Source organism: Falsiroseomonas sp. (genome assembly GCF_030695085.1).
Taxonomy (GTDB): domain Bacteria; phylum Pseudomonadota; class Alphaproteobacteria; order Acetobacterales; family Acetobacteraceae; genus Falsiroseomonas.
In genome coordinates this window covers 49,024-61,499 of record NZ_JAUYTS010000079.1, presented here as the reverse complement: position 1 = coordinate 61,499, position 12,476 = coordinate 49,024, and the positions used below count along the sequence as shown (strand labels likewise).

Below are 12,476 nucleotides of genomic sequence, written 5' to 3'. Positions count from 1 at the left end.
GGCGCCATGTCAGACGCCGGGCGCCACCACCATGCAGGCGCCCTGGCCGCGCAGACGCTCACAGGCCTGCTCGGCGGCGGCGCGGTCGGCCAGCCCGGTCACGCGCGCCCGGTACAGGGTGGAACGCCCCTGCGGCACCGGCTGCACCTGCGCCTGGGTGCCGGCGGCGCCAACCCGGCTGCGCGCCTGGCCCGCCGCATCACGCGCCAGGTTGGTGGAGGCGAAGGCACCGACCTGGATGCCCCAATTGCCGCCGCCCGCAGGGGCGGTGGCAACCGCGCGGCGCGCCGGCAACGTGCTCGCCTGCGCCTGCGGGATCAGGCCGAAGCCGCGCGAGGCGGGCGCCGAGGCGGCCACGCCCGGCGGATCGACCCGCACGAAGGGCAGCGATTGCGGCTGCAGCGACGTGACGGAAGGCGCGAGCGGGCGCGGCTCCGGCCGCGGTGCGGAGGCCATGGCCACACGCGGCGCGGCCGGCGGCGGCGCCATTGGCGAGAGTTGCTCCGCGGCGACGCCCCCGAAGTTGCTGAAGCTGCCGGAGCTGATGACGCTGCCCGGGTTGCCGAAGCTGCCCGGATCGCCGGGGCTGATCACCGGCTCCATGCGCGTTACCTGCGAGGACGCCTGCTGGAAGCTGGCGAAGCTGCTGGCCGGTGGCGGGGTGGCCGCGTGGTCGCCGGGGCTGGCGATCGGTTCCATGCGGGTCTGGAAATCGCCCAGGCTCGCCACCGGGGCCATCGCCACCACCGTGCCCGGCATGGCGCTGGGCGAGGTCCCCTGGGCCGCGGCCTGGGACACCATGAACCCACCGGCCGAGGCGATCTGCGTCGGCGCGGAATAGCTTTGCGTCGAGCCATCCGGGATCGGGTCCATCCGCACCACCGGGCCCGGCGGCAGGCTGGCCATCTGAATGCCCGGATCCACCGCGCGGCGCTGGTCGCGCAGCGCCAGCATGGTGGCGGTATCGCCGCGGCGCGGGCCGGCCGGGATGCTCAGTGGAATTTCGGCGGCGGCATAGACCTCCGGCGCCGCACGGCGGCCCGGATTGGTGCCCTGGATGCGCGGCCCGATGCGGGCGACGTAGTTGCGCGTCTCCGCCGGCAGGCCACGGCCACCCCAGAGGTAATCCTCCAGCCGCCGCGGGCCGGCATTGTAGGCCGCCAGGAAGCCCGGCGCGCCATACAGCTCATACATCTCCCGCAGATAGGCGGTGCCGGCCATCAGGCTGTCCCAGGGATGGTAGGGATCGGTGCCGAGGCCGTATTTCGCCCGCAACTCACGATAGGTGCCGGGCATCACCTGCATCAGCCCCATGGCGCCGACGCGGGAGGTGGCGGAGACGCGGCCGCCGGATTCCTGGCGCATCACCTCCCGGATCCAGCGTTCCGGAATGTCGAAGCGCTGCGAGGCCTGGGTGATGTAGGGGCCCCAGGGGTCATGCGCCGGGCCGGGCGGGTCGTAGGTATGCGGCCGTGCCCATTGCGAGGCGGCCGCCGGCGATTGGGTAACAGCCTGTTGCGAGGTCTGGCCGCAGGCGGCCAGCATCCCCAGAATCAGGCAGGTCGCCAGGGGGCGCCCCATAAGGCCCCTCGGGCCCGCAGCGCTGAACCGGTTCATGCCCAGGATCTCCGTCGGTTGCGGGTGTCGATCCCGAGGCCTGCCCCCCCGGCCGCCACATCGCCCCCTAGCGATGCACCAGCCCAGGCCAACCCCGACTTCCGTCCCGTCGTTCAAGTCCGCTCGCAAGTATCTAAGCGAATTGCCTAACCCATTGCGACCGGCCGAAGCAAGGACGAGATCATGGCAGAAGATGCCCGGATCGCGCCTTGATGGTGGAACACATTGCGGGCAGGCCCTATTTCTAAGGCTCCGACGCGACCATTCCGGCACCCGATCCTGCCGCACATCTTGCTGAGAGGTAACGTGACCATGCGCCTGACACCCCTGCGTCTGACCAACGGGCGCCTGACCCGGGGGCTGATCCCCGCCGTCGCCGCGCTGGCCCTGGTGGCCACTCTTCCGGCCTGCGCGCCGCAGCAGACCGGCAGCACGGTCCGCGCGGGCACGCTGGGCAGCGCTGCCTCCGTCTCCTACGGCACCATCGTCGGCAGCCGGCCGGTGCAGGTCGCGGGCGGCAGCACCGGCGTCGGCACGGTGGGCGGCGCGGTGGCGGGCGGCATCGCCGGCAGCTTCATCGGCGGCGACACCCGCTCCAACCTGCTGGCCGGACTCGGTGGCGCGCTGCTCGGCGGCCTGGCCGGCAGCGCGGTGGAAGGCGGCATGACCCGCGGCACCGCCATTGAATTCGTGGTGCGGGAGGATCGTGGCGGCGACATCGCCGTGGTGCAGACGAATGAGGAAGGGCTTCAGGCCGGCGATCGCGTGGTGATCACGCGCGGCGACCGCGTGCGCCTGTCCCGCGCCGCGGGCGGCCCGCCGCCGCCGGCCTACCTGCCCCCGCAGAGCTATGCGCCGGGTGCCGGGACCGGGGCGCAGGTCTCCAGCCCCTATGCCTCGCCGCAGGGCAATCGCGGCGCCGTGAAGTAGTCGTCGCCAACCCGGCATGAAGCCCTGGCCCGGCGTAATCCGCCGGGCTATGAGCCGCCGCATGCTGGACCAGACCGCCGCGACGATGCCGGCTTATCATGTCGACTCGGCAGACCCTCAGCGGTTGCGCAAGGCGATCGAGGATGTGCGGCTGGGCACCAGCCGCTGGCGCCTGGCCCTTACCCTCGCCTGGCTCGATATCCGCAACCGCTACCGCGGCTCCGTCCTCGGCCCGTTCTGGCTGACCCTGTCCACCGGCGTGATGCTGGCCGGTCTCGGCCTGCTGTATGCGCGGCTGTTCGACCTGCCGCTGCGGGAATACCTGCCGCATCTGGCAGTCAGCCTGGTGATCTGGAACGCCATCAGCCAGATGGTGAATGACGCCACCACCAGCCTGACCTCCTCCGAGGCCATCATCCGGCAATTGCCGCTGCCCTATACCGTGCATGCGCTGCGCTGTGCGATGCGCAACGGCATCATCGCCGCGCACAACCTGCCGCTGATCCTGCTGGTCTTCCTGCTCTGCGGTCATCTGCCGGGGCCGGAGGCGCTGCTGGCCATCCCGGGCTTCATCCTGATCGCCATCAACGCGGTCGCCGCCGCGCTGTTTCTTGGCATGCTCTGCGCCCGGTTCCGCGACATCGCCCCGATCGTCGGCAGCATCATGCAGCTTGCCTTCTTCCTGACCCCCATCCTGTGGAAGCCGAAGCTGCTCGGTGGGTGGGAGGTCTGGATGCCGCTGAACCCGTTCTATGCGTTGCTGGAGACGGTGCGCGGCCCGCTGGTGGAGGGTGGCGGCCCACCCTTGGCCTGGCTCGCGGCCATTCTCTACACGCTGGCGACCGTGGCGATGGCGGCGGCGTTCTTCGTGCGCTTCCGCAGCCGCGTGGCCTTCTGGGTCTAGGGCAGGCAAGCATGGCCGTGATCGAAGCCCGCGGGCTCAGCCTGGATTTCCCGTACTACCATATCGGCGCGCGGTCGCTGAAGAAGCGGCTGATGGGCAGGTCCCGGCTGCACAAGGACCCCTCCAACCGCATTGTCGTCACCGCGCTGCGGGACCTGAATTTCCGCATCGGCACCGGTGAACGCGTGGCGCTGGTCGGCCCCAATGGCGCGGGCAAGACCACCCTGCTGCGGACCTTCGCCGGGGTTTATGAACCGGTCGCCGGCAGCCTGACCGTCACCGGCCAGATCGGCGCGCTGATCGACGTGGCCGCCGGCATGGACCTGGATTCCACGGGGCGGGAAAATGTCCGCCTGCGCGGCCTGTATCGCGGCCTGACCGATGCCGAATGCGACCTGCTGGCGGAGGAGGTGGCGGAATTCGCCGCGCTGGGCGATTTCTTCGACGTGCCGATCCGGACCTTTTCCGCCGGCATGAGCGTGCGCCTGGCCTTCGCCATGGCCACCGCCCTGCAGCCGCAGGTGCTGCTGATGGATGAATGGTTCCTCGCCGGCGATGCGGCCTTCATGGCCAGGGCGGAGGAACGGCTGGCCCGGCTGGTCGGTGGCGCCGACATCATGGTGGTCGCGACGCATGACTATGACGTGGTGCGCCGCTGGTGCAACCGCGCGATCCGGCTCGAGGGCGGCACCGTCGTGGCCGATGGCCCGGTCGAGGCGGTGCTGGCGGACCTCGAGGCGACCGGCTGAGCCGGGCTGGTCGATCGCAGCATGACAAACAGGCGGGGACCGACCCGGCGCCATTCTGCCGTACCTTGGGCGAGAGGGGCATCGCGACGCTGCCGGTGAACCGGAACCGCGTGTCCTGGCCGCAGGCGCGGACGAGGTGTTCGGTTGAGGCCGGGCTAGGCGTACCACCCTACATCCAGCGTCGCGACCTCCCCGAAGGGAACGCGCTTCTGCGTCGCCATGCGAATGATGGGCCAGGTGGTCCAGGGCATCGCCAGCAGCGGCATCGGGTCCCGCGCCTGCCAGCAGACATCGCGCGTGGTCAGCAACTGGCGCAGATTGCGCCGGAAGGGGCCGCCGCGAAACAGCGAAAGCTGTGTCTCCGTCAGGCAGGACCAGAATTGCTGCAAGCGCGTTTCCGGCCGGTGGCGCGGCGTTGGGGCGGCCGGGTCCAGCACGGCGCGGGCCAGATCGGCGGGCTCGAAGAAATGCAGGCCGCTGGTGGTGCGAGGGTTGCATTCCAGCCCCCAGGGGCGGCCCGCTTCATCCACGATCAGGTCGAAGGCGATGAAGCCGGACCAGTTGGCGGCGGCGGCGAAACGGCGCACCCAATCCTCGATGGCGGGATGCGCCACACGCTCGAACGCCACGGCAACGGAGCCGGACATCTGCAGTCCGCGATAGACCGTAGTGGCCAGCACGCGTCCCTGATGCGCGAGGGAACAGGTGCTGAACTCCGCCCCGGCGACGAAGCGTTGCACCAGGCAGGGCACTTCCGCCGGCGTCAGCGCCGCGCCCTGCGGCAACATCAGCACGCCGCGGCCGGAGCAACCATGCACCGGCTTCACCACCACCCGGCCCGTGGCCACCAGCGCCTCCGCCCGCACGTCACCGAGCGGCGCCGAATCCGGCACGTCCAACCCGTGTGCGCGGGCAAAGGCGACGAAGCCGCCCTTGTGGTGCAGCGGCAGCAGCACCTCGGGCGGCATGGTCAGCACGCGCACGCCGTCCGGCAGCAGCGGCGGCAGGTGGGCGACATGCATCGTCTCCTCCGACACCGGCAGCACAAGCTCCACCGCCTCATCCCGCACCACCTTGGCGAGCGCCGCCAGATAGGCCGGCTTGCCATCCGCCGGTGCCGGTACGCGGATGGATTTCGCAACGGCGCGGGAGGATCCGCAGAGGTGCCGCGCAAAGGGCTCAGCGACGACGACGCGCCAACCGATCCCGGAAAAACCGCGCGCGAGGTCGAGCGCCTTGGGCAACCGGCCGAGCGTCAGAAGCACGGTCGGCATCAGGCCGCCGTCACCCGCATCTGGATCTGCCGCGCCGGCCGCGTGGTCAGCCGCGCGGCCGGGCGGATATCCTGCGGCTCCACCAGCGCAAAGTCGAAGCGGCGGAACAGGCGGGCGATCAGCAGCACCGCCTCCACCGTCGCGAAGGCGGCGCCGGCGCAGATGCGCGGGCCGATGCCGAAGGGGATGTAGGCGCCGGAGGTCATCTCCGCCTCGCGTTCCGGCAGGAAGCGATCCGGGTCGAAGGTGTTGGGGTTGGTCCAGTAGCGGCGGTGCCGGTGGATCAGCCAGGGGGCGATCATGATCAGCGCGCCGCGCTTCACCTTGTAGTCTCCGATGCGCGTCGCCTCATTGGCGATGCGCGGCAGGAAGGTGATGGGCGGGTACAGGCGCAGCGTTTCGCGGAACACGTTTCGGGTGAAGACCAGGCGCTTGGTGTGTTCGAAGCCGATCGGCCCGTCACCGCACACCGCCGTAATTTCCGCGCGCAGCCGCGCCACGTAGTCGGGCCGCGAGGCCAACAGGTAGAACACCCAGGTCAGCGCGCTGGCGCTGGTTTCATGCCCGGCCAGGAACAGCACGCCGAGCTGGTCGATCAACTCCTCCCGCGTGAAGGCGCGGCCTTCCCCATCCCGCGCGGCAACGACGGCGCTGGCGATGTCGTCGAAGCTCTGGCCGGCATCGAGGTGGCTGTCGAGCAGTTCGCCGAGGCTGCGGCGGATCAGCGCGCAACTGTCCTGCACCGCCTGGGTCTGGGGGATGCGCGTCCAGGCACGGTCCATGATCAGGCGGCGGATTTCCACCTGGGCCACGCTGCGTTCGAAGAAGGTGAAGGCGTCGAACACCTCATGCGCCACGCGCGATTGCAGGCTGGTGGAGAAGACGGAACGGCAGATGATATCCGCCGTCAGATGGCTCATCGCCAGGTCCAGCGAGAAGGCCTCCCGCGACGCCACCGCCTGGTCCAACGTCGCTTCCGCGGCCTCGATCCCGGCCTCCATGCAGGGGAAGGCGCGGTTCACCCGCATCAGGGTCAGCGCCGGGTCCATCATCTGGCGCTGGCGCTTCCAGGTGGCGCCGGAACTGACAAAAATGCTGTCGCCGATCAGCGGCTCCAGCGCATTCACCATCAGGTCCGATTTCGGGAAGATGCCGTCCGGGTCCACCAGCACGTGGCGCACCAGCTTCGGCTCGTTCACCACCACGATGGACCGCCGCGAATAGCCCAGCGGCCCGATCGGCATGGTGTAGGCTTCCGCCGGCAGCAGGCCGAGCAGATCTCCCTCCCCCTCCAGCAGCGCGCGGAACAGCGCCACCACGGGGGAGCGCGGCGTGGGGTGCGGCGGCACGAATTCTCGCGCCACGCTGGCGCCAAAGCCTTCCATCGCCGTCATTTCCTCGCCTTGCAGCGGGAACTGTCAAGTGGCATTGTCACTTTCTGTCAAGGGAGGAGAACAGCAGGTGGCGTTGATGCTGTTCCACAGCCTGGTCATCGCGCATATCCTGACCGGCGTGACCGGCGCCATCGCCTTCTGGGTGCCGGTGATCGGGCGCAAGGGCGGCGCGAATCATCGCCGCTGGGGGCGCATTTTCACCTTCGCCATGCTTGCGACGGGGAGCTTCGCGGTGGCGATGAGCCTGCTGACGCTGGCCGATCCCTTCGGCACGCATCCGCATTTGGCCGCGGATTACGATGCGCCGTTCCTGCGCGGCATGTTCGGCTGGATGATGCTGCACACCGGCATCCTGACCATCAACCTCGCCTGGTATGGCTGGCTCTGCATCACCAGCAAGCAGCGCCATGCCGCCAACCGCACGCCCTTGAACCTGGCGCTGCAATACGCCGTGATCGCCGCCGCGCTGGTCTGCGCGGTGCAGGGCTGGATCATCGGGCAGAATCTGATGATCGGCATCGCCGTGGTCGGGGTTGCCACCGGGCTGACCAATCTGTGGTTCCTGCACAAGCCGCGCGTGAGGCGGGAGGACTGGCTGAAGGAGCATATCAAGGCCTTCGTCGGCGCCGGAATCTCGGTCTACACCGCCTTCATGGCCTTCGGCTCCGTCCGCATCTTTCCGGAACTGGCGCTGCATCCGGGCATGTGGAGCATTCCGCTGATCATCGGCCTCGCGCTGATCATCTGGCACCGGCTGGAGGTGGAGCGCCAGGCGCGCAACCGGCAGCGGCAGCGCGCGGTCGCCTGACGCCATGCATGTGGTGGTCATCGGCGCCGGCATGGGTGGCCTGTCGGCCGCGGCGGATCTGGCCCGCCAGGGCGTGCGCGTCACCGTGCTGGAACGCGCGGCGACACCGGGCGGCAAGATGCGCCATGTGCAGGCCGGCGGCGCGGCGATCGATGGCGGCCCCACCGTCTTCACCATGCGCTGGATTTTTGCGGGGCTTTTCGAGGATGCGGGGCGGAGGCTGGAGGATGCGCTGGTGCTGCGCCGCGCCGACATCCTGGCGCGACATGCCTGGCGCGCGGGCGGGCGGCTCGACCTGTTCGCGGATCTCGACCGATCCGCCGAGGCCATTGGCGATTTCGCGGGCGCGCGGGACGCGCAGGGGTTTCGCGATTTCACCGCCCGCAGCGCGGATATCTTCCGCACCTTGCAGCACAGCTTCATCGCCGCGCAGCGGCCCTCCCCGCTCGATCTGGTGCGCCGGGTCGGGCGGCTGGATGCGCTGTGGCGCACGGCGCCCTGGGCGACGATGTGGCAGGCACTCGGGACACATTTCACCGATCCGCGGCTGCGGCAACTATTCGGGCGCTACGCCACCTATTGCGGCTGCTCCCCCTTCCTCGCCCCCGCCACGCTGATGCTGGTGGCGCATGTCGAACAGGATGGCGTCTGGCTGGTGGAGGGCGGCATGCGACGGGTGGCGGATGCCATCCGCGACCTCGCCGAAAGCCAGGGCACCAGCTTCCGCTTCAATGCGGAGGTGCGGGAGATCCTGGTGCAGAACGGCCGCGCCGCCGGCGTGCGCCTGGCCGGCGGCGAAACGCTGGCCGCCGATGCGGTGGTGTTCAACGGTGATGTCGCGGCGCTCGGCCAGGGGTTGCTCGGCGGCGGCGCCCGCCGCGCGGCGCGCGATACGCCGCGCGCCGCGCGGTCCCTCTCCGCCGTTACCTGGTGCATGAACGCGGTGACGCATGGCTTTCCGCTGACCCACCACAACGTCTTCTTCGCCGAGGACTACGCCGCCGAATTCGCTGCGATCTTCCGCGCTCGCCAGATCACGGAAGCACCCACCGTCTACATCTGCGCCCAGGATCGCGGCCATGCCGAGGTGCCGTCCGGCACGCCCGAGCGCCTGCTGCTGCTGGTCAACGCCCCCGCCGATGGCGACCTGGCCGAGCTGCCGCCCGATGCGCTGGAGCAGTTGCAGCACCGCAGCCTGGCCCTGCTGCGCCGCTGCGGCCTGGAGATCGAGGCGACCCCCGGCAACACCACGACCACCACGCCGGCCGGCTTCCACGGCCTGTTCCCCGGCACCGGCGGCGCGCTGTACGGCCGCGCCAGCCACGGGGCCACCGGCACCTTCGCCCGTCCCGGCGCCGGGTCACGCCTGCCCGGCCTGTTCCTCGCTGGCGGCTCCGTCCACCCAGGTCCGGGCATCCCGATGGCCGCCATGTCGGGCCGGCTGGCGGCGGCGCGGGTGCTGGAGCGCGGCTGGCGCCGGTAGACCGCGGCGCCGCAGGCCTGTTCAGGCCGCACCATCCATGCGGCGAGGGTGCGCCGAACGCACAACCCGGCGGCGCCTGGCCGCGGTGGTGAGCAGGATGCCGCCCACCAGTGCGAGCGACACGCCAAACAACGCGAGCGAGCCGGGCTCGGACACAGGCGTGGGCTCCGGCTGGACCACCTGGCGCGGACCATCCACGAGCCGCACCCCATCCTGCGGCAGACTGCCGTTGGGGAAGAGGCTGGGAGCCGCCATGAGAAGCTGAATCCCGTCGCCAGGCGGGATCGCTGCAGGCGATGCATCGCTCGGGGAGGGTGTCGCACCAGCCACGGCACCCGCGCCGCCGCCGATCGCCGAACCTGCCACCACGCCCACGGACCCCGCCACATTGCCGGTCTCTGCGTCACCGCCATCCGCGGCGTCACCGCCATCGGCCAGCAGCCCGCGCCCGGCCTCCATCAGCGCGCCGGGCAGGCCGAGCGCCTGGCAGACCAGGATCGTGCCCCCGGTGACCGCGGCCCCCGTGGCCAGCGGGAGCGAGGCCTGGGCGATCCGCCGGGCGGGCCTCGCCATCGTCTCCACCGCATGGCTGCGGCTGCCGCCGAGAACCTGCCACCGGCCATCGACGAATTCCGTCGGTGAGACGGCGGATGGCGCGGTGCCGGAGCCGCCACCCGCACCACCCTGGCCCGGCGGGCGCGGCCGCCGGACGAGCCGGCAGATGGCCTGTGCGGCCTCCAGCACACTCATCGCACGGCCTCATCGGCGACCCGGCCGCCGACGAAACGGGGTTGCAGAAAACCCGTCATCGTCAGACCGCGTGGTTCAGGCGATAGCCATCGCGATTGGTCAGCAGCAGCCGGGCATTGGCTGGGTTGTCCTCCATCTTCTGGCGCAGGCGCCAGATATGGGTCTCCAGCGTGTGGCTGCTGACGGCGTTGTTGTAGCCCCACACATCCATCAGCAGCGTGTGCTTCGCCACCGGCCGCCCATCGGCGGCGTGGAGGTATTTCAGCACCGCGACCTCCTTGCTGGTCAGCCGGATGGTGCGGTTGCGGGTGCGCTCGAACAGCTGTTTCGCGGAGGGGCGGAACGCATAGGGCCCGATGGTTCGCACCGCCGATTCCGCCGTCGCCGATATCCGCAGGTGGGCGCGGAGGCGGGCCCGCAATTCCTCCATGCTGAAGGGTTTCAGCACGTAGTCATTGGCGCCGCCGTCGAGGCCGGCCACCACATCCGCCTCGCCTCTTGCCTCACTGAGCAACAGGATCGGCATGTCGATGCCCTTCGACCGCAGGCTGCGGCAAAGCTCCGGGCCATCCGCCGCGCGCAGGCCGGTATCGATCAGCACCGCATCGCAGCCCGCGCCGGCCGCCATGAGGAAGGCTTCGGCTGCGGCGGCGTCTTCCGCCTCCTGCACCGCGAAGGACGCGGCGAGACCGTCAGCCAGACTGGCACGAAGGCGACCATCGCTGCAGACGAGCAGGATAGACTTCATTTTGCGACCCTTCCCGTAAAAAGACATGCAACACGGGTGTTATACGGGAGTGTCGGGCGCACGGAGTTAACAACCCTGGCATCTTTCGTATCTTTTTTAGACTTTCGTCTCTTTACGACGCCTTCAGATGCATTGGGGAGCGTCGTTGCAGCCGTTGCGATCATGGCGCACGCAAAGGCGAACCGTGCGGCCTGGAATCCGCCGGTTGGGCAATCTGCGATCAAACTCGCGTGCAAATCGGTGATGGCAGGGGCGCCGCGGCTGTGCGCGGAGCAGCCCCGAAGTCAGGCCGGCGCGCGCACCACCGCGCTGCCATGCGGCACGACCTGGTCGAGAATACGCGCCGAGGAAACGACGCCAGGGACCCCCGCGCCAGGGTGGGTGCCGGCGCCGACAAGGTAGAGGCCGGGTAAGTCCTCGCTGACATTGTGAGGACGGAACCAGGCGGATTGGAAAAGCTGGGGTTCCAGCGAGAAGGCGGCACCCTGCACGGAAAGCAGCCGGTCGCGGAAATCCTGCGGTGTCAGGACCCGGGAGGTGACGAGGCTTGCGCCGAGGCCGGGCAGCACCGTTTCCTCCAGGCGCTTTTCGATGGCGGCGCGGTAGGGTTCGGCGTGCTGCGCCCAATCCGTGCCGCTGCCGAGATGTGGCACCGGTGACAGCACGTAGAAACTGTCGCAGCCAGGCGGGGCGAGGGAGGGGTCGGTCGCGGTCGGCCGATGCAGGTACAGCGAGAAATCTTCCGACAGCACCTTCCGCTTGAAGATGTCCGTCAGCAATTCCTTGTAGCGCGGGCCGAGCACCATGGTGTGGTGATACACATCCTCGAAGCGCCGGTTCGTGCCGAAATACCAGACGAAAAGACTCATCGAATAATTGGCGCGCGCGACTTTCGCATCCGTCCAGCGCCGGCGCTTATGCTCCGAGAGCAACTTGGTATAGGTCCAGCCCACATCGGCGTTCGAGATGACGATGTCGGCGGCGAGTGTTTCGCCGCCGGCCAGACGCACGCCGCTGGCACGGCCATTCTGCACCGTGATCTGCTGCACCTCGGTCCCGGTCCGCAGCGTGCCGCCGAAATGCTGGATCAGGCCCACCAGACCGTCGACCACCGCGCCCATGCCGCCCATGGCATAATGCACGCCATGCAGCCGCTCCAGATGCGCGATCAGGCAGTAATAGGCGGTGGTGTTCAGCGGGTTGCCGCCGATCAGCAGCGGATGGAAGCTGAACGCGATACGCAGCTTGTCATTGGTGAAATAGTCGCTGACCTTGCTGTAGACGGTGCGGTAGCCCTGCAGCCGCAGCATGTCCGGCACCGCACGCAGCAGCGTGCCGAGCTGGTGGAAGGGCTGGTCGGCGAGCTTCGCGAAGGCGACCTCGAAGATTTTCTCGCTATCGGCGATGAAGCGGTCGAAGCCCGGCAGATCCTCCGGCGCGATGCGCGCAATCTCGGTCCGCGTCGCCACCAGGTCGGCGCTGCAATTCATCACCGTGCCGTCGTCGAAGCGTATCTGGTAGAAGGGGTTCATCGCCCGCAGGTCGAGGTCATCCGCCATGCGGCGCCCGGCCAGCGTCCATAACTCTTCCAGCAGATAGGGCGCGGTGATGATGGTGGGGCCGGCGTCGAAGGTGAAGCCATCCTGCCGGTAGACATAGGCGCGGCCGCCGGGCGCATCCAGCTTCTCCACCACCGTCACGCGCCAACCGCGGGCGCCGAGGCGGATGGCGGCGGCCAGTCCGCCAAACCCGGCACCGATGACCACGGCATGTGGGCGGGTGTCCCGATGCAGATCCGTGCCGTCCATCATGCTGCGTC

Annotated in this window: 11 protein-coding genes; 5 read left to right on the top strand and 6 right to left on the bottom strand. The window is 69.5% G+C overall.

Translation table 11 applies throughout. From position 1 onward, the window contains the following. Positions 1-9 precede the first annotated feature (9 nt). On the bottom strand, positions 10-1,581 hold the full coding sequence (locus Q8S40_RS09740) for a transglycosylase SLT domain-containing protein (protein ID WP_305670219.1): 1,572 nt from the start codon (positions 1,579-1,581) through the stop codon (positions 10-12). A gap of 348 nt (positions 1,582-1,929) precedes the next feature. On the opposite strand from Q8S40_RS09740, the gene Q8S40_RS09735 reads away from it, so the two are divergent. From Q8S40_RS09735 to Q8S40_RS09725, 3 genes are read left to right on the top strand one after another with little or no spacing between them, the layout of a single operon-like run. Further along, positions 1,930-2,547, top strand: coding sequence for a glycine zipper 2TM domain-containing protein (locus Q8S40_RS09735; RefSeq protein ID WP_305670218.1), 618 nt, complete (start codon positions 1,930-1,932; stop codon positions 2,545-2,547). 49 nt (positions 2,548-2,596) lie between these two features. Next, a complete protein-coding gene (locus Q8S40_RS09730; RefSeq protein ID WP_305670217.1) occupies positions 2,597-3,451 on the top strand; it encodes an ABC transporter permease in 855 nt (284 codons plus the stop codon). Positions 3,452-3,462: 11 nt separating this feature from the next. Next, positions 3,463-4,200, top strand: coding sequence for an ABC transporter ATP-binding protein (locus Q8S40_RS09725; protein WP_305670216.1), 738 nt, complete (start codon positions 3,463-3,465; stop codon positions 4,198-4,200). Between the two features lie 155 nt (positions 4,201-4,355). On the opposite strand, the gene Q8S40_RS09720 is transcribed toward Q8S40_RS09725, so the two are convergent. Both Q8S40_RS09720 and Q8S40_RS09715 read right to left on the bottom strand, forming a co-directional pair. Then, positions 4,356-5,474, bottom strand: a complete 1,119-nt coding sequence (locus Q8S40_RS09720; protein WP_305670215.1) for an ATP-grasp domain-containing protein — start codon at positions 5,472-5,474, stop codon at positions 4,356-4,358. After that, positions 5,474-6,868, bottom strand: coding sequence for a cytochrome P450 (locus Q8S40_RS09715; RefSeq protein WP_305670214.1), 1,395 nt, complete (start codon positions 6,866-6,868; stop codon positions 5,474-5,476). The genes Q8S40_RS09720 and Q8S40_RS09715 overlap by 1 nt, the downstream gene beginning before the upstream one ends. A 67-nt stretch (positions 6,869-6,935) precedes the next feature. Here Q8S40_RS09715 and Q8S40_RS09710 point away from each other — a divergent pair, with 67 nt between their 5' ends. Together Q8S40_RS09710 and crtD are read left to right on the top strand one after the other, a co-directional pair. After that, positions 6,936-7,676, top strand: a complete 741-nt coding sequence (locus tag Q8S40_RS09710) for a hypothetical protein (RefSeq protein WP_305670213.1) — start codon at positions 6,936-6,938, stop codon at positions 7,674-7,676. Between the two features lie 4 nt (positions 7,677-7,680). Continuing rightward, positions 7,681-9,159 (top strand): 1-hydroxycarotenoid 3,4-desaturase CrtD, encoded by a 1,479-nt coding sequence (crtD, locus tag Q8S40_RS09705; RefSeq protein WP_305670212.1) that lies wholly within the window; start codon positions 7,681-7,683, stop codon positions 9,157-9,159. A 21-nt stretch (positions 9,160-9,180) separates the two neighbouring features. On the opposite strand, the gene Q8S40_RS09700 is transcribed toward crtD, so the two are convergent. From Q8S40_RS09700 to Q8S40_RS09690, 3 genes are all read right to left on the bottom strand, one after another. Further along, positions 9,181-9,909, bottom strand: coding sequence for a hypothetical protein (locus tag Q8S40_RS09700; RefSeq protein ID WP_305670211.1), 729 nt, complete (start codon positions 9,907-9,909; stop codon positions 9,181-9,183). Between the two features lie 61 nt (positions 9,910-9,970). After that, on the bottom strand, positions 9,971-10,657 hold the full coding sequence (locus Q8S40_RS09695) for a response regulator transcription factor (RefSeq protein ID WP_305670210.1): 687 nt from the start codon (positions 10,655-10,657) through the stop codon (positions 9,971-9,973). Between the two features lie 284 nt (positions 10,658-10,941). Beyond that, complete coding sequence (locus tag Q8S40_RS09690) at positions 10,942-12,468, bottom strand: phytoene desaturase (RefSeq protein ID WP_304815809.1); 1,527 nt, start codon at positions 12,466-12,468, stop codon at positions 10,942-10,944. Positions 12,469-12,476: the final 8 nt, after the last annotated feature.